Source organism: Thauera sp. (assembly GCF_035444905.1).
GTDB lineage: Bacteria > Pseudomonadota > Gammaproteobacteria > Burkholderiales > Rhodocyclaceae > Thauera.
Genome location: NZ_DAOMPS010000024.1, coordinates 39,683 through 66,022, shown reverse-complemented (window position 1 = coordinate 66,022; position 26,340 = coordinate 39,683). Strand labels below are relative to the sequence as shown.

Genomic DNA, 26,340 nt, shown 5'->3' with positions numbered 1-26,340 from the left:
GAGGACTGGGAGCGGGCGAATGCCGGCTTCATCGCCGACGACCCGCTGAGCGGCAGGCGCGCCAGCGCCCGGGCGGGCGAGGAGGACTTCGCGCAGCTCTTCTCTAAGCTGGTCGCTGCCGCGCCGGCGCCGATCGGGCTCGGCGCCGGGCCGTACAAGGAAGGCTGAGCCTCCCCAGTACGGGGAAGGGGGCGCGCGGCACTTCGGTCTTCGCTGTCGTGCGTGCCAGCGCCCCAGCGTCACGCCACCGACGCCTGCCGAGCTGCCCTGCAGGCACGCTTTCATGCGGGTTTCGAGGTGCTGCCGCGCGCACTCTGGCGGAGGATCCGGGCTAGAATCGGCCATTGATTCCAGTTTGCCGGGCCGCCTTCAGTCGTGCCCGGCCCCAGCAGCGGTGAACGCGTGAGCGCCGACAAGAACAGTTCCAGCCCCGAGACCTCTCCTCCTGCCTCGACCGTGCCGCGAGTGGATGACACCACGGCACAATTCGTCGCCTGGGTGCGCGGCGCCGCGCCCTACATCCATGCCTTCCGCGGCCGTACCTTCGTCGTCGGTTTCGGCGGCGAGGTGGCGGCCGGTACGCGGGCACAGAGCCTGGCCTATGACTGCAACCTGCTCGCAGCACTCGGCATCCGCCTGGTGCTGGTGCACGGTGCACGGCCGCAGATCGACGCCGAACTGGCGCGCCGCGGCCTCGAGTCGCGTTTCCATCATGGCTTGCGCGTCACCGATGCGGACGCCCTGGAGTGCGTGAAGTCCGCCATGGCGGTGACGCGCTTCGAGGTCGAGGCGCTGCTCTCTCAGGGGCTGCCCAACACGCCGATGGCGGGCAGTTACATCCGCGTCACCGGTGGCAACTTCATCACTGCGCGGCCGGTGGGTGTGGTGGAAGGGATCGACTACCAATACACCGGCGCGGTGCGCAAGATCATTGCCGAGGAGATCAACGCCGACCTCGACCAGCAGAACGTGGTCCTGATCACGCCCTTGGGCGTGTCGCCCGCGGGCGAGATTTTCAACCTGGCGATGGAAGAGGTGGCCGAGGCCGTGGCCGTGGCGCTGAAGGCGGAGAAACTCATCTACCTGTGCGATGCGCCCGGCCTGCTCGACGAGCAAGGGCTGCTCGTCGAGTCGGTGACCGCCGACGAGGCGCAGCGCAAGCTCGATGCCGGCGAGGGACTGACCGAGGATCTGCACTTCTTCCTGCCGAGTGCGATCCGTGCCGTGCGCAAGGGCGTGGCGCGCTGCCACCTGATCGACCGTGACCTCGACGGTGGCCTGCTGCTGGAGTTCTTCACCCATGCCGGCGTCGGCACGGTGGTGTCGCGTGATCCGCTGTTCCGCCTGCGCGAGGCCTCGGTGGACGACGTCGCGGCGCTGGTGTCGCTGATCTCGCCGATGGAGGCCGATGGCACGCTGGTGCGGCGGGGGCGCGAGCTGCTCGAGCAGGAGATCGAGCGCTTCACCGTGGTCGAGCACGACGGCGTGCTGGTCGGCTGCGCGGCGCTGTATCCCTTCAGCGAGGACAACGCCGCCGAGCTCGCCTGCCTGGCGGTGATGCCCGAATACCGCCGCGCCGGTCTGGGCGACCAGTTGCTCAGGCGCATCGAGCGCCGCGCGCGGCTGCAGCGGATGGAGCGATTGTTCGTGCTCACCACCCGTACCGCGCACTGGTTCCGCGAGCGCGGTTTCAGCGAGATCGGCCCCGAGGCGCTGCCGCGCCAGAAGCGCGAACTCTACAACCTGCAGCGGCGCTCCAAGGTCTTCGTCAAGACCCTATGAAGTGGGGGCGAAAGGTCTCTCAGCCTGACGAGCTTGGCTTCCTGCGCGAGCTCATGGACGGCGTGCACGGTATCGAGGCAAGCTTCGACGCCGATCAGCGCCTGTCCTGGATCAGTCCGTCCATCGAGCGCCTGACCGGCTGCACGCCGGCCGAATGCCTTGCTGCGGCCGACGTCATCGCGCTGCTCGTGCATGAGTCCGATCGCGACTACTGTCGGCGCATGGCGGCACAGGTGCTGGAAAACGGTCTGCCGCAGGATTTCGAACTGCGCCTCGTCGCGCGCGATGGACGCGTACTGTGGGTCGCGATGCACTGGCGCCGGCGGCGGCCGCACAAGGGCAGCCGAGCCGGCCTGCGCCTGTCGGCGGAGGACATCCAGGCGCGCAAGGAAACCGAGTACACCCTGCTCGAGACCGTGGCCGAACTGCGCCGTGCCCAGGCCTTGCGCGAACACTATCTGCTGCGCAGCAATGACGAACGCCAGCGCCTGGCGGCCCTGCTCAACCTGATCCGCCTCGGCATCCTGTTCATCGACCAGGATCGGCGCGTGCTGTATCACAACCGGGCGATGCTCGAGATCTGGGGCTATGCGCCCGACAGCCAGCTGGTCGGCAGTCGGGAGGCGGTGCTGAAGGACCAGGCCGCACGCGTGCTGGCCGACGCCGATGCCTACTTCGACCACATCGATGCCGTCGTGCGTGCCCGCGACGCGGTGAGCGAGGAGTACGAGTTTGCCTTTGCCGATGGCCGGATCGTCACCGATCGCTCGGCGGTGGTGCATGGCGGTGATCAAGGGCAGGGCATCGGCCGTGTTTGGATCTACGAGGACGTGACCGAGGCGAGACGGATCTCGCGGCGCCTGGTCGAGCTCGCCGAGCGCGACGAGCTGACCGGCCTGTACAACCGCCGTCGCTTCCATGAGGAGCTCGAGCGCATGCTCGCCGATGCGGCCCGCCGCGGCTCGGCCGTTGGCTTGCTCGCCTTCGACCTTGACGGTTTCAAGCCGATCAACGACGCCTTCGGCCACCAGGCCGGCGATGAGGTGCTGGTCGGTCTCGCGCAGGGCGTCGGTCGTATCGTGCGGCGCAACGAGATGCTGTTCCGGGTCGGCGGCGACGAGTTCGCACTGCTCGTGCCCGACGCGGAAGCCGAGGGCTTGCTCGAGCTTGCGCACCGCCTCGTCGAAGGCGTTGCGGCGCTGCGCTTCTGCTTCGAGGGGCAGGAGGTGGGCGTCACGGCCAGCGTGGGGATCGCCCGTTTTCCCGACAATGCCCTCGGTGGCGAGGCGCTGGTGGCCGCGGCCGACGAGGCCTTGTACCGCTCCAAGGGGGACGGGCGCAACCGCGCGACCGTATCGGCGCGGCCGCCACAGGGCGGCGCGACAGGGCGAATCGGCTAGAATGCCGGGTTACAGCTCCGATGAACCAGATAGCAGAGAGGATTGAAACATGGCCCGGATGGTTAACTGCGTGAAACTCGGCCGCGAGGCCGAAGGTCTGGACCTGCCGCCCGTGCCGGGCGCGCTCGGCAAGCGCATCTTCGAAAACGTGTCGAAGGAGGCCTGGCAGCAGTGGGTCAAGTACCAGACCATGCTGATCAACGAGAACCGGCTCAACCTGATGGACGCGCGCGCGCGCAAATACCTGGCCGAGCAGATGGAGAAGCATTTCTTCGAGGGCGGCGCCGATCAGGTGGCTGGCTACGTGCCGCCGCAGTCCTGAGCGCAGGCCGCAGGAGGCACGAAAAAGGGGATGTCGCAGGACATCCCCTTTTCAATGGGTGCGCGCGGCTATGAGCCGGGCGTTCAGCTCTGCGAGCCGAGGCTCGCCTGGGCTTTCTCGAAGCGGACGTCTTCGCCGCTCACCATGAAGACCACATGTTCGGCGATGTTCATCGCGTGATCGCCGACGCGCTCGATCGACTTGGCGATGAAGAGCATTTCCAGGCTGTTCGTGATGGTCCGCGGGTCTTCCATCATGTAGGTGATGAGCTGACGCATGATGCCCTTGAAGCCCGCGTCCACCTCGGCATCCTTGCGCTTGATCTCCTCCGAGCGGCTGGCGTCGGCGCGGGCGAAGCCGTCGAGCGCGGCGCGTAGCATCTCGAGCGCGATCTCGGCCGACTGGCTGAGGCCGACGCGCGGCGCAAACGGGATCTCCGACGAGTGCAGGCGGCGGCCGGCCTTGGCGATCTTCTTGGCCTCGTCGCCGATGCGCTCGAGATCGGCGATCGTCTTGATCACCGTCAGCACCATGCGCAGGTCGCGGGCAGCCGGCTGGCGCTTGGCGATGATGTGGCTGCAGTCGTCATCAAGCTTGATCTGTGCCATGTTGACCGACTTGTCGCCTTCGACCACCGCGTCAAGCAACACCATATCGCCGTTGCGCAGGCCCTCGAGCGCCTTCGCGACCTGAGCCTCGACGAGTCCGCCCATCTGCAGTACGCCGCGACGGATTTCTTCCAGTTCGACGTCGAACTGCTTGAAAGTGTGTTCAGTCATTTTTGCCATGGTCCGATCCAGGAAGCAGGCAGGCTAACAGGCGATTGTTAAGCTTTTGTTGCATCCCGGAGCGTAGGAGTTCAGACCGGCTTTGCCGTATGGCGTTCGACGCCGGCAGCCGTGGCCAGCAGCAGCACGTCGGCGCCGCGCTCGGCGAACAGGCCGTTGGTGACCACGCCGACGATCTGGTTGATGCGGGTCTCCATGCCCACCGGGTCGGTGATCTCCAGTCCGTGCACGTCGAGGATCAGGTTGCCGTTGTCGGTGATGAAGCCTTCGCGCGTCTTGGGTTCGCCGCCCAGGCGGCGCAATTCGCGCGCCACGTGGCGCGCGGCCATCGGGATCACCTCGACCGGCAGGGGGAAGCGGCCCAGCACCGACACGCGCTTGCTGGCGTCGCAGATGCACACGAAGCGTTCGGACACCGCGGCGACGATCTTTTCGCGCGTCAAGGCGCCGCCTCCGCCCTTGATCATCGCGAAGCTGGCGTCGATCTCGTCGGCGCCGTCGACATAGACGGGCAGCGATGCGATGCCGTTGAGGTCGAAGACCTCGATGCCGTGCGCGCGCAGGCGGGCGGAACTGGCCTCCGAACTGGAGACGGCGCCGCGAATGCGCGCGCGCATGCCGGCGAGGGCGTCGATGAAGTGATTCACCGTCGAGCCCGTACCGACGCCGACGACGTCGCCATCCGTGATGTAGTCGAGTGCGGCACGCGCCGCAGCCTGCTTGAGTTCGTCCTGGGTCATGGCGGTAGGCAATGTAGGTGGCCGCTCAAAGCAGGCCGTGGAAGGGTTGGACGTAGACCGTGTCGCCGGGCTGGACCTGGGTGCAGTCCTCGCCCAGTACGACGAAGCAGTCCGCCTCGGCCATCGAGCGCAGCACGCCCGAGCCCTGGGCGCCAGCGAGGGCGACCGAGAGCGTGCTGCCATCGCGCTGCAGGCGGCCGCGCAGGTATTCGACGCGGCCGGGCTGCTTGCGCAGGGAAAAGCGCGCGCCGGCCGAAAAATGCGCGGCCGGCGGCAGCGGCGACACGCCCATCAGCGTGAGCAGGGCGTCCTGTACGAACTGGTAGAAAGTGACCATGACGGCCACCGGATTCCCCGGCAGGCCGAACAGCACGGCCTTGCCGATGCGGCCGAAGGCCATCGGCCGGCCCGGCTTGATCGCCAGCTTCCAGAACGCCACCTCGCCCATGCGCGCCATCATGTCGCGGATGAAGTCGGCTTCGCCGACCGACACGCCGCCGCTGGTGATGATCACGTCGGCCGCCTCCGACGCCTCGCGGAAAGCGGCCTCGAGCGCTTCGGGGCGGTCCGGTACGACGCCCATATCGAGCAGTTCGCAGCCCAGGCGTGCCAGCGCGCCGAAAAGCGTGTAGCGGTTGCTGTCATAGACCTCGCCCGGCCCGAGCGGGCGTCCGATCGAGGCGATCTCGTCACCGGTGGAGAAGAAGGCCACGCGCAGCGGTCGGTGAACGCTGACTTCGGCGATGCCGAGCGAGGCGATCAGGCCCAGCTCGGCGGGCCCGCAGCGCGTGCCGGCCGCCAGGGCAACGCTGCCTTCGGCCAGGTCCTCGCCAGCGCGGCGCAGGTTCTGGCCTTTCTTCTGGCCGGGCGGCACGAACACGCGCTCGCCTTCGCGGCGGGTGACTTCCTGCACCACGATGGTGTCCGCACCCGCGGGGATCGAGGCGCCGGTCATGATGCGCACAGCCTGTCCAGCGCCGACGATGCCCGAGAACGGCCGGCCTGCAAACGCGGTACCGACCACCGCGACTGCGGTCTCGGTGTCCGCGGCGAGGTCGGTGGCGCGCACCGCGTAGCCGTCCATCGCCGAGTTGTCGTGCGCGGGGACGTTGTAGGGCGCGATGACGTCGGCGCTGAGCACGCGACCGAGCGCGGCACGCACCGCCGCCCGCTCCCAGCCGCTGACGGGCGACAGGCCATCGAGGATGGCCGCGCGGGCCTCGGCAACAGCGAGGAAGTTGCGCCCGAGTTCGGTGGCGACGGCAGAAGGCTGGGTCATTGGCGATCTCCGCGGGAGAACGGGCAGGTCAGGAAGCGGGGCTGGCCGGACGTTCGAGGCGGGCGTCGGCCCATCCGGCCAGCCTGCGCGGGGCGGTGTTCGCCACCCCGGGATACATGCCGTCGCGTGCGCTTAGCGCAGGCCGGCAGCGTAGTCAGCCACCGCCTTGATTTCCGGATCGGTCATCTTGATGGCGATCATGCGCATCATGCTGTTCGGGTCGTTGTGGCGGACGCCGTCACGGAAGGACTTCATCTGCGCTTCGGTGTATTCGGCGAACTGGCCCGACAGGCGGGGATACTGAGCCGGCATGCCGGCGCCGGCAGGGCCGTGGCAGGCAGCACAGGCGGGCACGCCCTTGGACGCGATGCCTGCGCGCCAGATGTGGCGGCCGAGTTCGATCGTGTCGAGATTCTTCGCCGGCTCGGGTTGCAGTTCGAACGACGCGTAGTACTTGGCCAGCGCGCGCATGTCGCTTTCCTCGAGGCCGGCGACCATCGCCGTCATGACCGCGTTCTCGCGCACGGGCGCGTTGCCGTTCCAGCCCTTGAATTCACGCAGTTGCTTGAAGAGGTAGTCTTCATGCTGTCCAGCGAGCTTCGGGTTGGCCGAAAGCTGGCTGTTGCCATCGGCACCGTGACAGGCGGCGCATATCGTCTCGGCGGTCTGTTTCGCCTTGGCGAGGTCCGGAGCCTGGTCCTGAGCATGCAGGCCGCCGGCGACCAGCAACAACGACGAGAGCAGCAGGGAACGCTTGATCATGATGTCCTCGGAAAGCCGTGAGTGATTGTTTCAAACGCGGTATTCTATAACACGAAACCCCGCTTGCGCGATGCGGAGTGGGGTTTATCCCGCAGCCAGTCGGCTTTTCAGCCTTTTTTTCATGCCTCTTTTCCGCAACGCACAATTCGAGATTTCGATCGCCAAGCCCTCGGGCCTGCCGCCTCCCTCCGGCCCCGAGATCGCCTTTGCGGGCCGCTCGAATGCGGGCAAGTCGAGTGCGATCAACACGCTCGCCGGTCATGTGCGGCTGGCCTACGTGTCGAAGACGCCGGGCCGTACCCAGCTCATCAATTTTTTCCGGCTCAACAGCGGCGCCTTGCTGGTCGATCTGCCCGGCTACGGCTACGCGGCGGTGCCGGAGAAGATCCGGCGGCAGTGGCAGGGCCTGATCGAGACTTACCTGAAGAAGCGCGAAAGTCTCATTGGCCTGGTGCTGATCATGGACTCGCGTCATCCGCTCACCCCGCTCGATCGGCAGATGATCGACTGGTATGTGCACTCTGGGCGTCCGATTCACGTGCTGTTGACCAAATCCGACAAGCTGTCGCGCGGCGCAGCCGCGGCCACGCTGCAGGACGTGCGCAGCCAGTTGCGGCCGCTCGGTCCGCAGGTCACGGTGCAATTGTTCTCAAGCCTCAAGAAGACGGGCGTCGAGGAGGCCGAGCAGGTGATTGCTGCCTGGCTCAGTGGCGAGCTGCCAGCGGTCGAGCTGGAGGCTTCCTCTGACTTGCCGACGGTGGCTGGCGCAGTGCCGGCAGGGGCGAGCGCGGCAAAAACAAAAGCCCCCGACCAGGGGACTTAGTCGGGGGCCAAAATGCCTCACCGGGCGTGAGGCACCCGCTCAGGGAGGTGAAGCGGGAGATGGCCGGCAAGCGGCCGGACGCCATCTGCCTGCTATGAGGTTTCAGCCGCCAGGAAGTTCCGCTGCGTTCTCGTTACCGGCTGTGTCGACGCCGCTGAGCCTGCGCCCCGATCCTTGTTCTGATCGATAATCCGAGAATTCGACTTTGCGAGAGTAGACCATGCGACCCACTGGAGCCTTTCCCCTTACCCGCATGCGCCGCATGCGCCGCGACGAGTTTTCGCGTCGCCTGATGCGTGAACATGTGCTCACCGCGGACGACCTGATCTATCCGGTGTTCGTCCTCGATGGCAATGGCCGTACCGAGGCAGTGCCGTCGATGCCCGGTGTCGAGCGTGTGAGCATCGACAGGCTGTTGCCGGTGGCCGAGCAGGCACTCGAGCTCGGCGTGCCGGCGCTGGCGCTGTTCCCCGTCATCGACGCGGCGGGCAAGACCGAGGGGGCGGAAGAGGCCTGGAACCCCGATGGGCTGGTGCCGCGAACGCTCCAGGCGCTCAAGGCGCGCTTCCCGGAGTTGGGCGTGATCACCGACGTCGCACTCGACCCCTATACCAGCCACGGTCAGGATGGCCTCATCGATGCCGCCGATCCGCTGGGCTACGTGATGAACGACGAAACCCTCGAGGCGCTCGCCAAGCAGGCGCTGTGCCACGCGCAGGCGGGGGCGGACGTGGTGGCCCCTTCGGACATGATGGATGGCCGCGTCGGGCGCATCCGCGCCGAACTCGACGCCGCGGGTCACATCCATACCCGCATCCTGGCCTACTCGGCCAAGTATGCGTCGAGCTTCTACGGCCCTTTCCGCGACGCCGTCGGCTCGGCGGGTAATCTCGGCAAGGGCAACAAGTACACCTACCAGATGGACCCGGCCAACAGCGACGAGGCCCTGCGCGAGGTCGCGCTCGACATCGCCGAGGGGGCGGACATGTTCATGGTCAAGCCTGGCATGCCTTATCTCGACATCGTCCGCAGGGTGAAGCACGAGCTCGAGGTGCCGACCTACGTGTACCAGGTCAGTGGCGAGTACGCGATGCTCAAGGCTGCGGCAGCCAACGGCTGGCTCGACGAGCAGGCGTGCGCGCTCGAGGCCTTGCTCGCCTTCAAGCGCGCGGGCGCGGACGGCATCCTGACCTACTACGCGCTCGACGCCGCGCGCTGGATGAAAGCCGGGGCGTGAGCGGGCGCATCGCGATGGATGAGGCCGGCAGGGCCGTGAGCCTGCGGCCGATGCGGTCGACGTCTGGCGCCGGCTCGGCTTCGTCGCCGACGCGTCTGAACGGTCTTGCGGTTATGGTGCGGGGGCCTTGTACGTGCGGCGCCCTGCCGCCTGAGCGCTTCAGGCGAGCAGGCTGCCGAGGCGGCGGCGCAGGTCGAGGATCGAGGCCAGCTTGAGATCGACATAGGCCGGCGTGCGCAGGCCGCGGCCGACCAGCACCGTGCGCATGCCCAGGCGCTTGGCGGTGCGCAGATTCACGGCCGAATCCTCCAGCATGATGCAGCGCGCCGGATTGAGTCGGCGCGACGACAGCAGCCTGCGATAGGCACGGATGCCGGGCTTCGGGTGGTAGTCCAGATCCTCGATGCCGATGACGTCCTCGAACAGGTCGTGCACGCCCATGATGTCGAGCGCGGCCAGCGCGTACTGGCGCGGCGCGTTCGAGAACACGAAGCGGCGCCCCGGCAGCTGGCGCAGCATTCCGCGCAGGGCACGATCGAACACCATCATCTCGTGCAGGCGGTCGAAGCGGTGGGTCTCGCGCAGGAAGTGTCGCGGGTCGGTGCCGTGATGGCGCATCAGGCCGAGCAGGGTGGCGCCGTAGCGCCGCCAGTAGTGCATGCGCAGCGCGTTGGCCTCCTCGCGTGACAGCGACAGGTGGCGCTCGAGGTAGGCGGTCATGCTGCGGTTGATATGCGGAAAGATGTGCGGACTGGCGTTGTGCAGCGTGTTGTCGAGGTCGAACAGCCAGACGGGGGGCAGGGTCATCGGGGGGGAGCGCAGTTGGCGTGGCGTGATCAGCGCGCCGGCGGGCGGGGCTGGAAGCGGACGATGCTGCGGCCGTCCTCGGTGGTCCTGGGGGCGGCCTTCCAGGCGTGGCCCTGGATGATTTCGAAGGTCGCGGGCAGGCGCCCGTCCAGGCGCATCGCCTCGTAGGCGGCGCGTGCCGCCGTCCAGCCGCCGCGTCCCGACAGCCCGCGCGGCCGGCCGCGGGCCGCGTTGCTGGCACCCGTGGCGCGCAGGTCGCGCAGCAGGTCGTCGAGTTCGGTATAGGTGAGGGTGAGCATTTCCATGTCCATCACCGGATCGGTGAAGCCGGCCTTGATCAGCGCGTCGCCGAGGTCGTGCATGTCGATGAAGCGGTGCACGCGCTCGCCCGCGCCCTGCGGCAGCGCCGCGCGCAACTCACGCAGCGAGTCCGGCCCCAGGGTGGAGAACATCAGCAGGCCGCCCACTTCGAGCGTGCGGTGGATCTCCTGGAGAACGGGGAGCGGGTCATCCTCGGCCGGCAGCATCAGGTTGGACCACACCAGGCCGAGGCTGGCGCGAGCGAAGGGCAGGCTGCGGGCGTCGGCGACGACGTGCGGTGGCGTGGCCGCGGGTTTGCCGAGCAGGCGCTTGAGCAGGCCGGCGCGTGCAGCCGGCGGCGCGATGCGCGCGCCGGCACGTGCGACCATGGCGGGCGCGTAGTCGGCGGCCAGCACGGTGGCGTCGGGAAAGCGTGTGCCAAGCCGCGGCAGGTCAGCGCCCGTGCCGCAGCCGAGATCGAGGATGCGGCGGGGCGTGAGGCGGATGTAGTCCAGCCGCTCGTCCATGCGCCGGGCCACCTCGCGTGCCAGCACATCGGCGCCGTCGCAGGTTGCGGCAGCGCGTTCGAAGCGACGGCGCAGCAGCTTGCGATCGAGGGCGAACTCGCTCGCGCTGTCAATGGCGCGCGCGCTCATTGCCGTGGGGCCTGCAAGGCAGTCGGTGTCGTCGGCCTGCCGCGGTCGCTCGGAGCTGAGACCATTGTCATTGCGTGCGTTCCGGGCTGTAATTGCGAGGCCCGCATGTTCTTTCATCGGCCGAAATCTTGTCAAACCCAACTCCCGCCCTGCTTGCGCTGTGGCAACGTGTTGCCGATTTCGTCGCGCCTCAGAGCTGCTTCGCCTGCGGTTCGAGTTCGGGCGGCCATGCCCTATGCGCGCCGTGCAGGCAGGCCTTGCCGCGGCGTCCCTCCACCGCCTGTCCGCGTTGTGCCTTGCCCGGTCTCGGCGGCGGGCTCTGCGCCGCCTGTGCGCGCAGGCCACCCGCCTATGATGCGACGCGGGCATTGTACGATTTTGCCTTTCCGGTCGATGCCATGGTGCATGCCCTGAAGTACCGGCACCAGCTCGCACTGGCGGCCTGCTTCGCCGCCGAACTGCGCGAACTCGGGAGCGACTTCGGCGCCGATGCGGATCTGCTGCTGCCGATGCCGCTGCATCCGCGGCGTCTGGCCGAGCGTGGCTTCAACCAGGCCGTCGAGCTCGCGCGGCCGCTGGCGCGCAGAAGGGCGCTGCCCCTGGCGCTCGCGCTGGTGAGCAAGGTCCGCGACATTCCCGCCCAGGCCGGCCTGGGGCGCGAAGAACGCCAGCGCAACCCGCGCGGCGCCTTTGTCTGCGACATGGATCTGCATGGGCAGCGCGTGATCGTCGTCGATGACGTCATGACCACCGGCGCGACGCTCGACGAACTGGCGCGCTGCCTGAAGCGCAGCGGTGCGATCTGGGTGGGCAATCTGGTCGTGGCGCGCACGCCCGCCCCTTACTGAGCGGGTCGAGCTGGTTTACAGTGGCGTCCCGATCGCCGCCCGGCTCCTGCGCTGGCAGGCCGTCGCTCCCTCCTGCCGACTCCACGCCGATGTTTGAAATCGTCCTCTATCAACCCGAGATCCCGCCCAATACCGGCAATATCATCCGGCTGGCCGCGAATACCGGTTCGCGCCTGCATCTCGTGGCCCCGTTAGGCTTCGACCTCTCCGACAAGCAGCTCGCGCGGGCAGGGCTCGACTATCACGACCTCACCTGCGTCAGCGTGCATGCGGACTGGCCGCAGTGCGCGGCTGCCCTGCACGGGCGCCGCATGTTTGCGCTCAGCACCCGCGGCAGCCGCCGTCATGACCTGATCGAATATCGCGAGGGCGACGCCTTGCTGTTCGGTCCCGAGAGTCGCGGCCTGCCCGATGAGCTGCTGCAGACCTTCGCGCCCGAGTGTCGCATCCGCATTCCGATGCGCCCGACCAATCGCAGTGTCAACCTCTCGAACGCGGTGGCCGTTGTGGTGTATGAGGCCTGGCGCCAGCACGAGTTTTCCGGCGCAGTGGCACAGTAGGTCGAGCGCGCTTCTGCCGCGACCCGCGATGTGCTCATTCCTCGCGCGGGTCGCGGGCGAGCAGGCGCTCGACCGCGCTGCGGGCGTTGAGGCCGTGGTGGAGCAGGGCGTCGATCGCCTCGCAGATCGGCATCTCGACACCGTGGCGATGGGCCAGGCGCACGACTTCGCGTGCCGTCGATACGCCCTCGGCGACGTGGCCGAGTTCGCGCAGGATGTCGTCCAGGGTCTTGCCTGCGGCCAGCGCCAGGCCGACGCGCCGGTTGCGCGACAGGTCGCCCGTGCAGGTGAGGATCAGGTCGCCCATGCCGGCGAGGCCCATCAAGGTCTCGCTGCGGCCGCCGAGCGCCTGGGCGAGGCGGGCGATCTCGGCCAAGCCGCGGGTGATCAGGGCGGCGCGGGCGTTGAGGCCGAAGCCCATGCCGTCGGCGACGCCGGCGGCAATCGCCATCACGTTCTTGACCGCGCCGCCGGTCTCGCATCCGACCAGGTCGGTGTTGGCGTAGATGCGCAGGCGCGGCTGGTGCAGCACGCCGACCCAGTGGCGGGCGAAGCCTGCATCGTGCGCTGCCAGCGTCACCGCGGCAGGCAGGCCGCGCGCGACCTCGGCGGCGAAGCTGGGCCCGGTGAGCACGCCGCAGGTGGCCGCATCGCCGCGCTCCTCGGCGATGATCTCGTGGGGTAGGCGGCCGCTGCCGGCCTCGAAGCCCTTGCACGCCCACAGCAGTGGCGTGCCGGGCTGCAGGCGATGAAGGCGGCGGACGGTGTCGCGCAGGCCGGACAGGGGCGTGACCACGAGGTGGAGGTCGGCGTCGCGTGCCGCGGTGTCGAAATCGGGCTCGAAGGCGAGCGCCTCATGCAGCGCGACGCCGGGAAGATAGCGGTGGTTCTCGCGCGTGCGAGCGAGCTCGCCCAGGTGCAGCCGGTCGCGGCCCCACAGGCTCACCTGATGGCTCGCGCTGAAGGCCTGCGCGAGCGCCGTGCCCCATGCGCCGGCCCCGAAGACGGCGATGCGGATGCCGCTCACAGGCCCCAGACCTCGTTGACGCGCACATAGCCTTCGAGCCCGCCGCGGTGGCGGACCCTGGCCCAGCCGAAGGCGGCAGGTTCAATCAGGTCGAGGACGACGTTGCGCGCCGCCTCGAAGCTGGGCGCAGCGTCATCGCGCGCCTCGCGCCGGATGGTCGCCCGGTCGACGGACACCATGACGGTGCGGCGCGGCACCAGCGTGTGCTCCTCGACCCAGTTCAGGGTGCCGCCCGGCTCGCGCACGCGGACCCAGCCATCCTGGATGACGATGACCTCGAGTGGGGTGCCGGCGCGCAATGCGAACAGCTGGCGGCCCTGCGGCGAGGGCGCATCGCGCACGACGACCCCTTCCCCGGCGGAGCGGAACTGAATGCCCTGCGCAGTGGCCAGGCCGGAGGCCGCACTCAGGAAGAGGAAGGCGAGGCCCTGCAGCCCTGCCGGCCAGCCTGTGGGGGTGCGACGCTCGCGGCTCATGGTCAGGGCCTCACTGGATCGGGATCTCGCCAGCGGGGCTTTGTGCCGCCTGCTGACGCTGGGACTGGTAGAGCGCCTCGAAATTGACCGGGGACAGCAGCACCGGCTGGAAGCCCGCGCGCGTCACCGCATCCGATACGGCCTCGCGGGCGTAGGGGAAGAGGATGTTCGGGCAGCCGATCATCATCACCGGCTCGAGATCGGATTCGGGTACGTTGCGGATCTGGAAGATGCCACACTGGGCGACTTCGACCATGAACAGGCTGCGATCTTCGCCGATCTTGGCATCGACCGTGACGGTCAGGGTCACTTCATACACGCCGTCGTCGACGGCCTGTCCGGAAGTGCGCAGTTGCACGTTGATCTGCGGGTTCTCGCGCTCGAGGAAGATCTTGGGCGCGCCCGGCACCTCCAGCGACAGGTCCTTGACGTAGAGCTTTTCGATCGAGAAGACGGGTTGGGTATTTTCCGACATGAATGAGGGTCCGCTGAAGGTTCGGTGGGAGGTTGAGGCGGCTGCCCCGGGCGGGGCAGTCGCACAGTGGGCGATCGGCTGACGGCCTTGCGTCCGTGGTCGGCTGCCGTGCGCGGCAGTCAGGCTGGCTCGCCGCGGAGCAGACCGTCGAGCCGGCCGGCGCGGTCGAGCTCGAACAGGTCGTCGCAGCCACCGACATGGTAGTCGCCAATGAAGATCTGTGGAACCGTCCGCCGTCCGCTTGCCTTCATCATTTCTTCGCGGCGCGCCGGCTCGAGATCGACACGGATCTTGTCCAGCGCGCTCACGCCCTTGTGCTGCAGCAGCTGCTCGGCGCGGATGCAGTAGGGGCAGGTGGCAGTGGCGTACATGCGCACGACGGGCTGCATGCTCATTTCCTCTTGCGGCTGACGGGCTGCCCGGCCTTCTGCCATTCCATCATGCCGCCGCGCAGATTGAAGAGCTTCTCGAAGCCCGCCTGCTTGAGCTGCTTGAGCGCCGTGCTGGCGCGTGCGCCGGTCGCGCAGCACAGGATCACCGGATGACTCTTCCACTTCTCCAGTTCCTTGCTGCGGCGTTCGAGTTCGCCCAGCGGGATGTGGCGGGCGTTGGGAATGTGACCCTGGGCGTATTCGCCCTGCTCGCGCACATCGATGATGACCGCGTCCTCGCGGTTGACCAGCAGTGTCGCCTCGACGGGCGAAAGCTGGCTCTTGTCCCCATGGTTGCGGATGAGGTCGGCCATCAGCCAGGCACCCGAGACGGCGGCCAGCGCGGCCCAGTACCAGTTTTGTTGCAGGAATTCCACGAAAGGTCAGGCTCCGGTTGGGGTGAGTGGGTCGGCTGTGGGGCTCAATGCCCGTCCGGCTCGACGCCGCAGAACACTTCGCGCATGAGCACGATGAGCTGCAGCGTGCGCTGGTCGCCGACACGGTAATAGACGCGATTGGCGTCCTTGCGGGTCTGCAGCACGCCCTTGTCGCGCAGGATGGCGAGATGCTGGGAGATGTTGCTTTGCGAGGTCCCGACGGCTTCGACGATGTCCTGCACGCACTCCTCGCCGTCACCCAGCACGCACAGGATCTTGAGACGAAGCGGATGAGCGATCGCCTTCAGCGCGCGCGCTGCGGTTTCGATGTGCTCATGCTTGTCGATGAGGGCGAATATGTCGTCTTTGGTCACGATGGGCCAGCTCGGGCAAAGCGATAGTATAAAATATTGCGTTGCCCTGATGCAGGGAAGACGCGCTGCGCGCGCAACCATCAATGCCGCAGAACGGGAAGTGCCGTCCATGTTCACATCCGCCTCATTCCACTCCGGCGCGCTCCCTCACTGCGCTCGGAGTCTTGCGCTCGCCGCCGTGCCGGCAGCAGCGGGCTTGCGGCCTTGAGCCGGGAGTGCGCTCCGTGTCGCCGGTGATGGCTGGGTGGCGGTTGCTGGTCGTGCTCGCGGGGCTGGCGGCCTGGCTGGGTGGTGGTCTGGCCGGGGATGCCTTTGCCCAGGCCAGCGGCGAGATCGTCGAGCGGCGCTCCGACCTCGATGACCTCAAGAAGCGCATCCGTGACCTGCAGCAGGAGATGGCGCGCACCGAGGTCAGCCGCTCAGGTGCGGCGAACGCGGTGGCAGAGGCGGAGCGCAGTGTGTCGCGCGTGCGGCGCGAGCTCGCTCGCCTTGAATCAGAGCGCAAGGGCACCGAAAAGCAGCTGAACCTGCTCGAGGCCGAGCAGCGCGCAACCGAGGCGCGCATCGCGTCGCGCCGCGACGAGCTCGGCGAATGGCTGCGCCGTCATTACGTGCATGGCGCGGCCGACGGCGTGGCACCGCTGCTGTCGGCGCAGGATCCCAATCAGCTCGCGCGCGACGCACGCTATCTGGAACACCTCGGGCGTGCCCGCCTTGCCCTCATCGAGGGTCTGCGCGCCGACCTGCGCGAGACCGCCGCGCGTGCCGCGGACATCCAGGCGCGCCGCGATGGCCTCGTTGCGCTCGAGTCCGAGCAGCGCAGCCGCCGCGCCGAACTCGAGTCGGTGCAGGCGCGGCGCAAGCAGGCGCTGGCCGAGATCTCGCGCCAGTTGCAGACACAGAAGAAGGAGGTCAGCAGCCTGCAGCAGGACGAGCAGCGCCTGGCCAAGGTCATCGATACCCTGGTCAGGCGCGCGCGCGAGGCCGCTGCACGGGAGGCGGCCCGCCGCCTGGCGGAGCAGCGCGCTGCCGAACGCCGCGCCGCCGAGGAGCGCGCGGCGGCCGACCGTGCTGCGCGCGCGCGCAGCCAGCCCGCCACGCCCCCTGCGGCGGCGGTCGCGCGGCGGGCCGAGCCCGTGGTGGGTGAGGTGCGCGCCACCCCGGGTCCCACCCCCACCGGCGTGCGCTTCGCCCAGTTGCGTGGCCAGTTGCGGCTTCCGGTGCGCGGCGAACTCGTTGGCCGCTTCGGTGCTCCAAGGGCAGACGGTGGCACGACCTGGAAGGGTGTCTTCATCCGCACCGGGGTCGGGGCTGACGTGCGCGCCGTGGCTGGGGGCGAGGTGGTGTTTTCGGACTGGCTGCGGGGCTATGGAAACCTGCTCATCATCGATCACGGCGGCGACTATCTTTCGATCTATGGCAACAACGATGCCTTGCTGAAAGAGGTCGGCGACCGGGTCGCGGGAGGGGATGCCGTGGCCAGCGTGGGCAGCAGCGGGGTGGGCGGGGATTCGGGTTTATACTTCGAGATCCGTCACCAGGGGCAGGCCCTGGATCCGCTGCAGTGGGTGCGACTCAACTAGTTCTGACGGTAGGGCTGGCGGCAAGCGTCGGCGAACCAATGGAGTTTTCATGCGCAGCAAGCTGAAGCAGTTTGGCCTGGTGATGACCGGCATGGTGGCCGGGGTCATGATCAGCCTCAATTTTTCCGCCAACGCCGATCGCAGTACCCAGGTGCCGCTGCCGGTGGACGAATTGCGCGCCTACGCCGACGTCTTCAATGCGATCAAGCAGGGCTATGTCGAGCCGGTCGAGGACAAGAAGCTCATCACCGACTCGATCAGCGGCATGTTGTCGGGCCTGGATCCGCACTCGGCCTATCTCGATGCGGAGGCCTTCAAGGACCTGCAGGTGGGCACGCAGGGCGAGTTCGGTGGGCTCGGCATCGAGGTCGGCATGGAAGATGGTTTCGTCAAGGTCATCTCGCCGATCGAAGACACGCCGGCCTTTCGCGCCGGCGTGATGGCGGGCGACCTGATCGTCAAGCTCGACGATACACCGGTCAAGGGCATGAGCCTGAACGATGCGGTCAAGCGCATGCGTGGCAAGCCGCGCACCGACATCACGCTGACGATCATGCGCAAGGGCGAGTCGCGTCCGATCGTGCTCACCCTCACGCGCGAGGTCATCAAGGTGCAGAGCGTGCGTTCGAAGGTGATCGAGCCAGGCTTCGGCTATCTGCGCGTGGCCCAGTTCCAGGAGAACACCGCGGCTGCGGTGGTCGATCACCTCAACAAGCTCGCCGCCGAGGGCGAGATGCGAGGGCTGGTGCTCGACCTGCGCAACGATCCGGGTGGCCTGCTGCACGGGGCGGTCGGGGTGTCTGCGGCCTTCCTGCCGGCCAATACGCTGGTGGTGTCGACCGATGGCCGCACCGAGGATGCCAAACGCGAATACCGCGCGATTCCGGCCGACTACCTGCGCGGCACGCGCAATGACTTCCTGCGCGGCCTGCCGGCCGCAGCCAAGGATGTGCCGATGGTGGTGCTGGTCAATGCCGGATCGGCGTCGGCCTCGGAGATCGTCGCCGGCGCCCTGCAGGACCACAAGCGGGCGACCGTGATGGGGACCCAGACCTTCGGCAAGGGTTCGGTGCAGACCATCCTGCCGCTCAACAACAACACCGCGATCAAGCTCACCACCGCGCGCTACTACACGCCGAACGGGCGTTCGATCCAGGCCAAGGGCATCGAGCCCGACATCGTGGTCGAGGAAACCGCCAATGGCTCGAGCCGGCGCATGCGCGAAGCCGACCTGCAGGGGCATCTGGGCAACGACAAGGATCCCGAGGCCGAGGCGCGTCAGAAGGCCGAAGGCGCACGCACAGCGGCCGATGGGGCAGACGAAGCAGAGCCGGTGCGCTTCGAGCTCGCGGGCGAGAACGATTTCCAGCTCCAGCAGGCCATCCGCCTTCTCAAGGGTGAGCAGATCGTCCAGAATGAAAAATAATCCATGAGCTCGGGAGGGGCATGATGCGCAGGGAGACCGCCTACAAGCTGGCCGGCCGGCATCATGACCGTCCCGTGCCCGGGGCCGACATTCACAAGCAGCGCGAGATCCGTTTCAAGCCACTGCCGCCCGGGCAGGTCGAACGCGCCTGGCTTGCCCTGCGCATGCTCAAGGGGCTTCACATCGAGCGCACCGATGAGCCCTTGAGCATCGTCGTGCGCTACTCGGTGCTCGACTACTCGCTCGAGACCCTCGAAGACGCGCTGCGCGATGCCGGCTTTGCGCTCGAGAACTCGCTCTTTGTCAAGCTGGTGCGCGCAATCATCTATTTCAGCGAAGAAACCCAGCGCCACAACCTGTTGTCGCCGGAGCGTCTGATCAAGCAGTCGCACGAGGTCTACATCCAGGCCTGGGACCACCATGAGCATGGCGATCACGACGACACCCCGCCCGAGCTGCGGGAGTACAAGTGAGCTTCACCGATGAATGACGAGCAGCTGCTGCGTTACAGCCGCCATATCCTGCTGCCCGAGATCGGCGTGGAGGGGCAGCAGGCGCTGCTCGATGCCCGCGTGCTGATCGTCGGCGCCGGCGGGCTGGGCTCGCCGGCGGCGCTGTACGTGGCCGCCGCGGGGGTCGGGACGATTGCGATCGCCGACGACGACACGGTTGACCTGACCAACCTGCAGCGCCAGATCATGCATTCGGCGGAGATGATCGGTGCGCCCAAGGTGGAGTCGGCGCGCCTGGCGCTGGGCCGGCTCAACCCGCTGACCCGTGTCGAGGCCCTGCAGCAGCGCCTGGAAGGCTCAGCGCTCGAGGAGCAGGTGTCACGCGCCGACGTGGTGCTCGACTGCTGCGACAATTTTGCCACCCGTCATGCGGTGAACCGGGCCTGCGTGAAACACCGCAAGCCGCTCGTCTCCGGTGCTGCAATCCGCTTCGATGGCCAGGTCTCGGTGTTCGACCTGCGCAAGCCGGACAGCGCCTGCTATCACTGCCTGTTCCCCGAGGGCGAGGACCTGGAGGAGGTGCGCTGCGCGGTGATGGGCGTGTTCGCGCCCATCGTCGGCATGATCGGCACGACCCAGGCCGCCGAGGCCTTGAAGCTGATCATCGGATGCGGCACCTCGCTCGATGGCCGCCTGCTGCTGCTCGACGGGCTCGGCATGGAGTGGCGCAGCATCAGCCTGGGCAGGGATCCGGGCTGCGCGGTGTGCGCCGCGGCCTGATCACCGGCGGCGGCGCAGGCTTCAGGCCGCAGCGAGCGGCCTGGCGATCAGGCGCAGGTCCTCGCCGACCATGCGCAGGTCGTGGATCTTCAAGCGGGTGGCCGCCTGCAGGCTGGCCAGTTCGGGCAGATTGAACAGCCCCTGAGCCAGGTCGCCCGCCAGCATCGGTGCCAGGTAGAGCAGCAGTTCGTCCACGCAGCCTTCGCGCAGCAGCGAGCCGTTGAGCTTGAGCCCCGCCTCGGCATGCACCTCGTTGATGTCGCGGCGACCGAGTTCCTGCAGCAGGGCGGGCAGGTCCACCTTTCCTGCCTGGTTCGCCGTCACCACGAACTGATGGCCGCGATCGAGCAGCGGCGCCATGCGTGCAGCGTCCTCGACCGCGGTGGCGATCAGCACCGGCGCGCCCTGCAGGATGCGAGCCTGGGGCGAGACGTCGAGCCGGGCGTCGATCAGGATGCGCAGCGGCTGGCGTTCGCAGGGAACGTCGCGCACCGTCAGTTGCGGGTCGTCCTCACGCACGGTGCCGATGCCGGTGAGGATGGCACAGGCACGTGCGCGCCAGCGATGGCCGTCGCGGCGCGCGGCAGCGCCGGTAATCCATTGGCTGACGCCGTTGTTGAGTGCGGTCTTGCCGTCCAGCGTGGCGGCCGCCTTGAGGCGCAGCCAGGGCCGTCCGCGCGCCATGCGCGACACGAAACCGATGTTCAGCTCGCGCGCCGCGACCTCGAGCAGGCCGTGCTCGGTGACGATGCCGGCGGCGCGCAGGCGCGCCATGCCGCGGCCAGCCACAAGCGGATTGGGATCTTCCATGGCGGCAACGACGCGGGCGATGCCGGCCTCGATGAGGGCGTCCGCGCAGGGCGGCGTGCGACCGAAGTGGGAGCAGGGTTCGAGGCTCACATAGGCGGTGGCGCCCTGCGCCCGCTCCCCCGCCATGCGCAGGGCGTGGATCTCGGCATGGGCCTCGCCGGCGCGCCGGTGCCAGCCCTCGCCGACGATCTCGCCGTCCTTGATCAGGACACAGCCCACACGCGGATTGGGCGGGGTGGTGTCGAGCCCGCACGCGGCAAGCGCGAGCGCCCGCGCCATGGCCGCGTGGTCAGTTGCCGAAAAGGTCATCTTCGCCGGTCGCGGGCGCCGCGCTCGGGTTGCTGCGGCTGCGCCGCGGGCGGCTCTGCACTTCGCGGATCAATTCGGAGAACTCGTCCACATCGGCAAAATTGCGATACACCGAGGCAAAGCGGATGTAGGCGACCTTGTCGAGCTTCTTGAGCTCCTTCATGACCAGTTCGCCGATCTTCTCGCTCGGCACCTCCTGCTCGCCCATCGACAGCAGGCGCGCCTCGATGCGGTCCACAGCAGCGTCGATGTCCTCGATCGTCACCGGGCGCTTGCGCAGCGCGAGCTTCATGCTGCCCGCGAGCTTGGCGTGGTCGAATTCGGTGCGATTGCCGTTGCGCTTGACGATGTGCGGCATCTTCAGGTCGATGCGTTCATACGTCGTGAAGCGCTTGTCGCATTTCACGCAGCGACGGCGACGCCTGACGACGTCGCCGTCCTCGTTCTCGCGCGTGTCGGTGACCTGGGTGTTGGGGTCAGCGCAGAAAGGGCATTTCATGGCCGGAAGGCGTTGGCGGGCGGGGCAGGCTTCGTCTCGATGCCCACCCCGCCGCGGCTTACTTGCCGTAGACCGGGAACTTGGCGCACAGGTCGGCCACCTGGCCGCGCACGCGCTCGATCACCGCCGCATCTTCGGGTGCGTCGAGCACGTCGGCGATCAGGTGGGCGATCTTCTCCGCCTCGATCTCGGTGAAGCCGCGTGTGGTCATCGCCGGCGAGCCGATGCGGATGCCCGAGGTGGTGAAGGGCTTCTCGGGGTCGTTCGGGATCGAGTTCTTGTTCACCGTGATGTGGGCGCTGCCGAGCACCGCTTCGGCGGCCTTGCCGGTGATCTTCTTGTTGCGGAGGTCGACCAGGAAGACGTGGCTCTCGGTGCGACCGGAGACGATGCGAAGACCGCGCTCTTCCGACAGCACGCGCGCCATCACGCGCGCATTGGCGATGACTTGTTCCTGATAGTTGCGGAACTCGGGCGTGGCCGCCTCCTTGAAGGCGACCGCCTTGGCGGCGATCACGTGCATCAGCGGGCCGCCCTGCAGGCCGGGGAAGATCGCCGAGTTCAGCGCCTTCTCGTGTTCGGCCTTCATCAGGATGATGCCGCCGCGCGGGCCGCGCAGGGTCTTGTGGGTGGTCGAGGTGACGACGTCGGCGTGCGGTACCGGGTTGGGGTAGAAGCCCGCGGCGATGAGGCCGGCGTAGTGCGCCATGTCGACCCAGAAGATGGCGCCGATCTCCTTGGCGATCTTCGCGAAGCGCTCGAAGTCGATGCGCAGCGCGTAGGCTGAGGCGCCGGCGATGATGATCTTCGGCTTGTGCTCGCGCGCCAGGCGCTCCATGGCCTCGTAGTCGATCTCTTCCTTGTCGTTGAGACCATAGGCGACGACGTTGAACCACTTGCCCGACATGTTCAGCGGCATGCCGTGGGTGAGGTGGCCGCCTTCGGCCAGGCTCATGCCCATGATGGTGTCGCCCGGCTTGGCGAAAGCCATCAGCACCGCCTGGTTGGCCTGCGAGCCCGAGTTCGCCTGCACGTTGGCGGCTTCGGCGCCGAACAGCGCCTTGAGACGGTCGATCGCCAGCTGCTCGGCCACATCAACGTGCTCGCAACCACCGTAGTAGCGCTTGCCGGGATAGCCCTCGGCGTACTTGTTGGTGAGCTGGGAGCCCTGGGCCTCCATCACCGCATGGGAGACGTAGTTTTCGGAGGCGATGAGCTCGATATGGTCTTCCTGGCGGCGGTTTTCTGCCTGCACGGCGGCCCAGAGTTCAGGATCGACCTTGGCGAGGGTGTCTTGCGCGGAGAACATGGTGCGGACTCTGAAAGGGTTGATTTCGAACGCGGAGTTTATCACGGCGGCGGTGCACAAAAAAAAGCGCGCATCCCTCGAGATGCGCGCTCCGTGCCGGGTTGGACGCGGCTTACCAGCCGTCCTTCTTGTCGTCGTCCCAGCCCCCGCCGCCAAAGTTGCCCGGTATCTCGAGCTGCATCGTGTCGGGGTCGAACTGGACCGGCTTGTCCAGGCTGAAGGTCACCAGCTGCGGGAAGGCGAGCAGCAGGCCGAGCATGATGAGCTGGATGATCACGAAGGGAATCGAGCCGCGATAGATGTCCATCGTCTTCACGCCCTCGACCCGCTTGCCGGTCACGCGATCGAGGAAGCTGCTGACCGGTGCGACGCTGCGCAGGTAGAACAGCGCGAAGCCGAAGGGTGGCGTCAGGAATGAGGTCTGCAGGTTCATCGCCAGCATCACGCCGAACCAGATCAGGTTGATGTCGAGCTTCTCCGCCACCGGCGCCAGCAGCGGGACCAGGATGAAGGCGATCTCGAAGAAGTCGAGGAAGAAGCCCAGCACGAACACCATCAGGTTTACGAACAGCAGGAAGCCGATCTCGCCGCCGGGCAGCTTGTCAAACAGGTGCTCGACCCAGATCTGGCCGTCGACCGCGATGAAGGTGAAGCTGAACAGCGTGGAGCCAATCAGGATGAAGAGCACGAAGGTCGACAGCTGTGCGGTGGATTCGAGCGCGCGCTTGAGCGTTGCGAAATCCAGGCGGCGGCGCACGACGGCCATCAGCAGGGCGCCGACGGCACCCATCGCCCCGCCCTCGGTGGGCGTCGCCACGCCCAGGAAGATGGTGCCGAGCACGAGGAAGATCAGCGCCAGCGGCGGGATCAGCACGAAGGTCACGCGCTCGGTGATCTGCGACAGCAGTCCGAAGCGCAGCGCCTTGTTGATGAGCGCGGCGAAGAAGGCGATCAGGGTGCCCACGCTCAGTGCCACGACGATGGTCTCGTCCAGCGCCGGCGTCACCTCGCTGCCGGTGAAGGCGGTCATGATCTCCGCGTAGAACAGGCCGAATGCGGTCGTCAGGCTCGCCACCACGGCGAAGAACACGCCGAGCGAGCGCATCCCCGAGCTGCCATCCGGCTCGCGGTAGCGCAGTGCCTCGGGGGGCAGGGCAGGCAGCATCTTCGGCTTGAACATCGCCAGCGCGATGATGAACAGGACATACATGCCGATCAGCATGAAGGCGGGGACGAAGGCGCCGCGGTAGAGGTCACCGACGCTGCGGCCGAGCTGGTCGGCCATCACGATCAGCACCAGCGAGGGCGGTACGGCTTGCGCAAGCGCGCCTGAGGCCGTGATCGCGCCGCTGGCGATCGCGCGGCTGTAGCCATAGCGCAGCATGATCGGCAGCGAGATCAGGCCCATCGAGATCACCGAGGCCGCCACCACGCCGGTGGTCGCGGCAAGCAGGGCGCCGACCAGGACGACCGCCAGCGCCAGGCCCCCGCGCACCGGCCCGAAGACCTGGCCGACCGTGTCGAGCAGATCCTCGGCCATGCCGCTGCGCTCGAGGATGAGGCCCATCAGCGTGAAGAAGGGGATCGCGAGCAGGGTGTCGTTCTGGATGATGCCGAAGACCCGCAGGGGCAGGGCCTGGAACAGGCTGATTGGTAGCAGGCCCAGTTCGATGCCGATGAAGCCGAACATGAGGCCGGTGGCGGCCAGCGAGAACGCCACCGGGAAACCGGTGAGCAGGAAGATGACCAGGGCCACGAACATCAGCTGCGGCAGGCTGGAGGAGAGCAGCTCGATCATTTGTGGGCCTCGCCTTGAGCGGCATGCTCCGCCGCGCCGGTGTCGTGGCCGCCGCGCAGCAGCGGGTTGGGTGCAAGGCCTTGCAGGAAGGCGATACGCTTGATCAGCTCGGAGACCGCCTGCAGCGCGAGCAGCGCAAAGCCGGCCGGCACCATGGCGTAGACCGGCCAGCGAATGAGGCCGCCCGCGTTGGACGAGACCTCGCCTGACACGAAGGCGTTGCGCACCAGGGGCCAGGAGAATTCGATCATGAACCAGCACATCGGCAGCAGGAATACGACGATGCCGATGATGTCGATCAGGATGCGCGTGCGCATCTTCAGCTTGTTCGCGACCACGTCGATGCGGACATGGGCGTTCTGCATCAGGACGTAGCCGGCACCGAGCAGGAACACGGCGGCGAACAGATACCACTGGATCTCGAGGTAGGCGTTCGAGCTGACGTTGAAGGCCTTGCGCATGATGGCATTGGCCGCGCTGATGAGCGAGGCGGCAAGTACGAGCCAGAGCGTCGTCTTGCCGACCAGACGGCTCAAGCCGTCGATCAGCCGGGAGAGGCGGAGGAGCGTTCCCATGGGGTAGCCTGGAAGCGTGAAGGGACAAGGACACCGAGCGCTGCGGGTAGCAGGCTCGGTGAGCAGGGGTGAGGCATTGCTGCGGGGGTGAGGCAGCGGGGCGCGCCGCGAGCGGGGGCCAGGGAGCGCCGCGCCATGTTACAGCTTCTGTGCGGCCATGTACTGCGAGTAGTTGCCCTCGGCGACCGACTCCCACTGCACCTGATCGGCCAGGAAGCGAGAGTAGTCGGGGAAGATCTTCTTCCAGTTCGCGTTCTTGTCGTTGAGTTCGTCATAGACCTCGCGCGACGCCTTGAATGCGGCGTCCATCACGTCGCGCGGGAAGCGACTCAACTTTGCGCCCTCGGCGACGAGTTGCTTGAGCGCAGTCGGATTGCGGGCGTCGTAACGCGCCTGGCAGTGGATGTGTGCGTTGGAGGCCGCCTGCAGCACGATCGCCTGGTACTCTTTCGACAGGCCGTTCCACTGCTTGTCGTTGATATAGAGCGAGAACTGGGTACTGCCTTCCCACCACGCCGGGAAGTAGTAGTTGGAGGCAACCTTGTGCAGGCCGAGCTTGAGGTCGTCATAGGGGCCGATCCATTCGGCGGCATCGATCGTGCCCTTTTCCAGGGACTGGTAGATCTCGCCGGCGGGGATGTTCTGCGGCACCACGCCGAGCTTGCTCAGCACGCGCCCACCGAAACCACCGACGCGGAACTTGAGGCCGTTGAGGTCGGCGACCGACTTGATCTCCTTGCGGTACCAGCCACCCATCTGTGCGCCGGTGTTGCCGCAGGGGATGTTCACGATGTTGAACTGGGCGTAGAACTCGCGGAACAGCTTGAGGCCGTTGCCTTCGAACATCCACGCCGTCATCGCGCGTGAGGTCATGCCGAAGGGCACGGCGCAGTCGAGGGCGAAGGTCTCGTCCTTGCCGAAGAAATAGTAGGGCGCGGTGTGGGCGACCTCCACCGTGCCCTGCTGGACGGCATCGACGACGCCGAACGCGGGCACCAGCTCGCCGGCCGGATAGACAGTGATGTTGAACTTGCCGCCGGTCGCGTCGGCCACATTCTTGGCGAACACCTCCGATGCGCCGAACACGGTATCGAGCGACTTCGGGAAGCTCGAGGCCAGGCGCCAGCGGATCTGCTCCTGTGCGTGCACGATGGCGGGGGCGGCGCCTGCCGCCAGAATGCCGGCGATGCCGGTGCCCTGCAGAAATTTGCGACGTTCCACGGTTTCTCCTTGTTCCGGGGTGGGGGCGTTCAGCGAGTGGGCCTGAACGGCGAAAACCAGCCGAATTATAGGAAGGGGCCGGGGCGCAACGGGAGCCGAGGAAAACCCTGATTT

29 protein-coding genes and 1 pseudogene are annotated in these 26,340 nt (G+C 67.4%); 12 read left to right on the top strand and 18 right to left on the bottom strand.

Annotation, left to right across the window (positions count from 1 at the left end; translation table 11 throughout):
• Positions 1–465: 465 nt before the first annotated feature.
• From argA to PLC66_RS12265, 3 genes are read left to right on the top strand one after another with little or no spacing between them, the layout of a single operon-like run.
• Positions 466–1,782, top strand: a complete 1,317-nt coding sequence (gene argA, locus PLC66_RS12275) for an amino-acid N-acetyltransferase (RefSeq protein ID WP_324540779.1) — start codon at positions 466–468, stop codon at positions 1,780–1,782.
• Positions 1,779–3,182, top strand: coding sequence for a sensor domain-containing diguanylate cyclase (locus PLC66_RS12270; protein ID WP_324540767.1), 1,404 nt, complete (start codon positions 1,779–1,781; stop codon positions 3,180–3,182). The genes argA and PLC66_RS12270 overlap by 4 nt, the downstream gene beginning before the upstream one ends.
• A 49-nt stretch (positions 3,183–3,231) precedes the next feature.
• The gene (locus tag PLC66_RS12265) at positions 3,232–3,504 is read left to right on the top strand and encodes an oxidative damage protection protein (RefSeq protein ID WP_324540765.1); all 273 of its coding nucleotides are present in this window, start codon (positions 3,232–3,234) and stop codon (positions 3,502–3,504) included.
• 83 nt (positions 3,505–3,587) lie between these two features.
• Here PLC66_RS12265 and phoU read toward each other — a convergent pair whose 3' ends face one another.
• The 4 genes from phoU to PLC66_RS12245 form a co-directional block, all read right to left on the bottom strand.
• Entirely contained in the window at positions 3,588–4,283 is a 696-nt protein-coding gene (phoU, locus tag PLC66_RS12260; RefSeq protein ID WP_324540763.1) for a phosphate signaling complex protein PhoU, read from the bottom strand.
• Positions 4,284–4,363: 80 nt separating this feature from the next.
• Positions 4,364–5,032, bottom strand: a complete 669-nt coding sequence (rpiA, locus tag PLC66_RS12255; RefSeq protein WP_324540761.1) for a ribose-5-phosphate isomerase RpiA — start codon at positions 5,030–5,032, stop codon at positions 4,364–4,366.
• A 25-nt stretch (positions 5,033–5,057) separates the two neighbouring features.
• Positions 5,058–6,311, bottom strand: coding sequence for a molybdopterin molybdotransferase MoeA (gene moeA, locus PLC66_RS12250; protein ID WP_324540759.1), 1,254 nt, complete (start codon positions 6,309–6,311; stop codon positions 5,058–5,060).
• Between the two features lie 132 nt (positions 6,312–6,443).
• A complete protein-coding gene (locus PLC66_RS12245; RefSeq protein WP_324540757.1) occupies positions 6,444–7,073 on the bottom strand; it encodes a c-type cytochrome in 630 nt (209 codons plus the stop codon).
• A gap of 121 nt (positions 7,074–7,194) precedes the next feature.
• On the opposite strand from PLC66_RS12245, the gene yihA reads away from it, so the two are divergent.
• Positions 7,195–7,896, top strand: coding sequence for a ribosome biogenesis GTP-binding protein YihA/YsxC (gene yihA / locus PLC66_RS12240; RefSeq protein ID WP_324540777.1), 702 nt, complete (start codon positions 7,195–7,197; stop codon positions 7,894–7,896).
• A 220-nt stretch (positions 7,897–8,116) separates the two neighbouring features.
• Entirely contained in the window at positions 8,117–9,133 is a 1,017-nt protein-coding gene (hemB, locus tag PLC66_RS12235) for a porphobilinogen synthase (protein ID WP_324540755.1), read from the top strand.
• Between the two features lie 159 nt (positions 9,134–9,292).
• On the opposite strand, the gene PLC66_RS12230 is transcribed toward hemB, so the two are convergent.
• Both PLC66_RS12230 and PLC66_RS12225 read right to left on the bottom strand, forming a co-directional pair.
• Positions 9,293–9,940, bottom strand: coding sequence for a pyrimidine 5'-nucleotidase (locus PLC66_RS12230; protein ID WP_324540753.1), 648 nt, complete (start codon positions 9,938–9,940; stop codon positions 9,293–9,295).
• A 29-nt stretch (positions 9,941–9,969) separates the two neighbouring features.
• Positions 9,970–10,896, bottom strand: a complete 927-nt coding sequence (locus tag PLC66_RS12225) for a methyltransferase domain-containing protein (RefSeq protein ID WP_324540751.1) — start codon at positions 10,894–10,896, stop codon at positions 9,970–9,972.
• 92 nt (positions 10,897–10,988) lie between these two features.
• On the opposite strand from PLC66_RS12225, the pseudogene PLC66_RS12220 reads away from it, so the two are divergent.
• The 3 genes and pseudogenes from PLC66_RS12220 to PLC66_RS12210 all read left to right on the top strand — a co-directional run.
• A pseudogene (locus tag PLC66_RS12220) lies at positions 10,989–11,219 on the top strand (double zinc ribbon domain-containing protein); the annotation flags it as partial.
• 45 nt (positions 11,220–11,264) lie between these two features.
• Positions 11,265–11,744, top strand: a complete 480-nt coding sequence (locus tag PLC66_RS12215) for a ComF family protein (RefSeq protein WP_324540775.1) — start codon at positions 11,265–11,267, stop codon at positions 11,742–11,744.
• 89 nt (positions 11,745–11,833) lie between these two features.
• Positions 11,834–12,304, top strand: a complete 471-nt coding sequence (locus tag PLC66_RS12210) for a tRNA (cytidine(34)-2'-O)-methyltransferase (RefSeq protein WP_324540749.1) — start codon at positions 11,834–11,836, stop codon at positions 12,302–12,304.
• 34 nt (positions 12,305–12,338) lie between these two features.
• Here the strand turns inward: PLC66_RS12210 and PLC66_RS12205 are convergent, their stop codons facing one another.
• The 6 genes from PLC66_RS12205 to PLC66_RS12180 all read right to left on the bottom strand — a co-directional run bounded on the left by PLC66_RS12205 (position 12,339) and on the right by PLC66_RS12180 (position 15,464).
• Positions 12,339–13,331, bottom strand: coding sequence for an NAD(P)H-dependent glycerol-3-phosphate dehydrogenase (locus PLC66_RS12205; protein WP_324540747.1), 993 nt, complete (start codon positions 13,329–13,331; stop codon positions 12,339–12,341).
• Positions 13,328–13,807, bottom strand: coding sequence for an SH3 domain-containing protein (locus PLC66_RS12200; RefSeq protein WP_324540745.1), 480 nt, complete (start codon positions 13,805–13,807; stop codon positions 13,328–13,330). The genes PLC66_RS12205 and PLC66_RS12200 overlap by 4 nt, the downstream gene beginning before the upstream one ends.
• A gap of 10 nt (positions 13,808–13,817) precedes the next feature.
• Positions 13,818–14,282: a protein-export chaperone SecB gene (gene secB / locus PLC66_RS12195; RefSeq protein ID WP_324540743.1), complete on the bottom strand. Its 465-nt coding sequence runs from the start codon at positions 14,280–14,282 to the stop codon at positions 13,818–13,820.
• Between the two features lie 119 nt (positions 14,283–14,401).
• Positions 14,402–14,671: a glutaredoxin 3 gene (gene grxC, locus PLC66_RS12190; RefSeq protein WP_324540740.1), complete on the bottom strand. Its 270-nt coding sequence runs from the start codon at positions 14,669–14,671 to the stop codon at positions 14,402–14,404.
• Positions 14,672–14,673: 2 nt separating this feature from the next.
• Entirely contained in the window at positions 14,674–15,090 is a 417-nt protein-coding gene (locus tag PLC66_RS12185; RefSeq protein ID WP_324540739.1) for a rhodanese-like domain-containing protein, read from the bottom strand.
• Between the two features lie 44 nt (positions 15,091–15,134).
• Positions 15,135–15,464: an ArsR/SmtB family transcription factor gene (locus tag PLC66_RS12180; RefSeq protein WP_324540737.1), complete on the bottom strand. Its 330-nt coding sequence runs from the start codon at positions 15,462–15,464 to the stop codon at positions 15,135–15,137.
• Positions 15,465–15,679: 215 nt separating this feature from the next.
• On the opposite strand from PLC66_RS12180, the gene PLC66_RS12175 reads away from it, so the two are divergent.
• From PLC66_RS12175 to PLC66_RS12160, 4 genes are read left to right on the top strand one after another with little or no spacing between them, the layout of a single operon-like run.
• Positions 15,680–17,047, top strand: coding sequence for a murein hydrolase activator EnvC family protein (locus tag PLC66_RS12175; RefSeq protein WP_324540735.1), 1,368 nt, complete (start codon positions 15,680–15,682; stop codon positions 17,045–17,047).
• Between the two features lie 49 nt (positions 17,048–17,096).
• The gene (locus PLC66_RS12170; protein WP_324540733.1) at positions 17,097–18,473 is read left to right on the top strand and encodes a S41 family peptidase; all 1,377 of its coding nucleotides are present in this window, start codon (positions 17,097–17,099) and stop codon (positions 18,471–18,473) included.
• A gap of 23 nt (positions 18,474–18,496) precedes the next feature.
• On the top strand, positions 18,497–18,946 hold the full coding sequence (locus PLC66_RS12165) for a hypothetical protein (RefSeq protein ID WP_324540731.1): 450 nt from the start codon (positions 18,497–18,499) through the stop codon (positions 18,944–18,946).
• A 9-nt stretch (positions 18,947–18,955) separates the two neighbouring features.
• Complete coding sequence (locus tag PLC66_RS12160; protein WP_324540730.1) at positions 18,956–19,705, top strand: HesA/MoeB/ThiF family protein; 750 nt, start codon at positions 18,956–18,958, stop codon at positions 19,703–19,705.
• A 21-nt stretch (positions 19,706–19,726) separates the two neighbouring features.
• On the opposite strand, the gene ribD is transcribed toward PLC66_RS12160, so the two are convergent.
• The 6 genes from ribD to PLC66_RS12130 all read right to left on the bottom strand — a co-directional run bounded on the left by ribD (position 19,727) and on the right by PLC66_RS12130 (position 26,226).
• Positions 19,727–20,824 (bottom strand): bifunctional diaminohydroxyphosphoribosylaminopyrimidine deaminase/5-amino-6-(5-phosphoribosylamino)uracil reductase RibD, encoded by a 1,098-nt coding sequence (gene ribD / locus PLC66_RS12155; protein WP_324540728.1) that lies wholly within the window; start codon positions 20,822–20,824, stop codon positions 19,727–19,729.
• Positions 20,805–21,323: a transcriptional regulator NrdR gene (gene nrdR, locus PLC66_RS12150; protein ID WP_324540726.1), complete on the bottom strand. Its 519-nt coding sequence runs from the start codon at positions 21,321–21,323 to the stop codon at positions 20,805–20,807. Before nrdR ends, ribD begins: the two co-directional genes overlap by 20 nt.
• A 58-nt stretch (positions 21,324–21,381) precedes the next feature.
• Complete coding sequence (gene glyA, locus PLC66_RS12145; protein ID WP_324540724.1) at positions 21,382–22,632, bottom strand: serine hydroxymethyltransferase; 1,251 nt, start codon at positions 22,630–22,632, stop codon at positions 21,382–21,384.
• A gap of 112 nt (positions 22,633–22,744) precedes the next feature.
• The gene (locus tag PLC66_RS12140) at positions 22,745–24,430 is read right to left on the bottom strand and encodes a TRAP transporter large permease (RefSeq protein WP_324540722.1); all 1,686 of its coding nucleotides are present in this window, start codon (positions 24,428–24,430) and stop codon (positions 22,745–22,747) included.
• Positions 24,427–25,005: a TRAP transporter small permease subunit gene (locus tag PLC66_RS12135; RefSeq protein WP_324540720.1), complete on the bottom strand. Its 579-nt coding sequence runs from the start codon at positions 25,003–25,005 to the stop codon at positions 24,427–24,429. Before PLC66_RS12135 ends, PLC66_RS12140 begins: the two co-directional genes overlap by 4 nt.
• A 138-nt stretch (positions 25,006–25,143) precedes the next feature.
• A complete protein-coding gene (locus tag PLC66_RS12130) occupies positions 25,144–26,226 on the bottom strand; it encodes a TRAP transporter substrate-binding protein (protein ID WP_324540718.1) in 1,083 nt (360 codons plus the stop codon).
• Positions 26,227–26,340: the final 114 nt, after the last annotated feature.

Excerpts from the sequence above, each read along its gene's own strand:
- PLC66_RS12270 (WP_324540767.1), top strand. The coding sequence starts at position 1,779 with ATGAAGTGGGGGCGAAAGGTCTCTCAGCCTGACGAGCTTGGCTTCCTG.
- PLC66_RS12265 (WP_324540765.1), top strand. The coding sequence starts at position 3,232 with ATGGCCCGGATGGTTAACTGCGTGAAACTCGGCCGCGAGGCCGAAGGT.
- phoU (WP_324540763.1), bottom strand. The coding sequence starts at position 4,283 with ATGACTGAACACACTTTCAAGCAGTTCGACGTCGAACTGGAAGAAATC.
- rpiA (WP_324540761.1), bottom strand. The coding sequence starts at position 5,032 with ATGACCCAGGACGAACTCAAGCAGGCTGCGGCGCGTGCCGCACTCGAC.
- moeA (WP_324540759.1), bottom strand. The coding sequence starts at position 6,311 with ATGACCCAGCCTTCTGCCGTCGCCACCGAACTCGGGCGCAACTTCCTC.
- PLC66_RS12245 (WP_324540757.1), bottom strand. The coding sequence starts at position 7,073 with ATGATCAAGCGTTCCCTGCTGCTCTCGTCGTTGTTGCTGGTCGCCGGC.
- yihA (WP_324540777.1), top strand. The coding sequence starts at position 7,195 with ATGCCTCTTTTCCGCAACGCACAATTCGAGATTTCGATCGCCAAGCCC.
- hemB (WP_324540755.1), top strand. The coding sequence starts at position 8,117 with ATGCGACCCACTGGAGCCTTTCCCCTTACCCGCATGCGCCGCATGCGC.
- PLC66_RS12230 (WP_324540753.1), bottom strand. The coding sequence starts at position 9,940 with ATGACCCTGCCCCCCGTCTGGCTGTTCGACCTCGACAACACGCTGCAC.
- PLC66_RS12225 (WP_324540751.1), bottom strand. The coding sequence starts at position 10,896 with ATGAGCGCGCGCGCCATTGACAGCGCGAGCGAGTTCGCCCTCGATCGC.
- PLC66_RS12210 (WP_324540749.1), top strand. The coding sequence starts at position 11,834 with ATGTTTGAAATCGTCCTCTATCAACCCGAGATCCCGCCCAATACCGGC.
- PLC66_RS12200 (WP_324540745.1), bottom strand. The coding sequence starts at position 13,807 with ATGAGCCGCGAGCGTCGCACCCCCACAGGCTGGCCGGCAGGGCTGCAG.
- secB (WP_324540743.1), bottom strand. The coding sequence starts at position 14,282 with ATGTCGGAAAATACCCAACCCGTCTTCTCGATCGAAAAGCTCTACGTC.
- grxC (WP_324540740.1), bottom strand. The coding sequence starts at position 14,671 with ATGCAGCCCGTCGTGCGCATGTACGCCACTGCCACCTGCCCCTACTGC.
- PLC66_RS12170 (WP_324540733.1), top strand. The coding sequence starts at position 17,097 with ATGCGCAGCAAGCTGAAGCAGTTTGGCCTGGTGATGACCGGCATGGTG.
- PLC66_RS12165 (WP_324540731.1), top strand. The coding sequence starts at position 18,497 with ATGCGCAGGGAGACCGCCTACAAGCTGGCCGGCCGGCATCATGACCGT.
- PLC66_RS12160 (WP_324540730.1), top strand. The coding sequence starts at position 18,956 with ATGAATGACGAGCAGCTGCTGCGTTACAGCCGCCATATCCTGCTGCCC.
- ribD (WP_324540728.1), bottom strand. The coding sequence starts at position 20,824 with ATGACCTTTTCGGCAACTGACCACGCGGCCATGGCGCGGGCGCTCGCG.
- nrdR (WP_324540726.1), bottom strand. The coding sequence starts at position 21,323 with ATGAAATGCCCTTTCTGCGCTGACCCCAACACCCAGGTCACCGACACG.
- glyA (WP_324540724.1), bottom strand. The coding sequence starts at position 22,632 with ATGTTCTCCGCGCAAGACACCCTCGCCAAGGTCGATCCTGAACTCTGG.
- PLC66_RS12140 (WP_324540722.1), bottom strand. The coding sequence starts at position 24,430 with ATGATCGAGCTGCTCTCCTCCAGCCTGCCGCAGCTGATGTTCGTGGCC.
- PLC66_RS12135 (WP_324540720.1), bottom strand. The coding sequence starts at position 25,005 with ATGGGAACGCTCCTCCGCCTCTCCCGGCTGATCGACGGCTTGAGCCGT.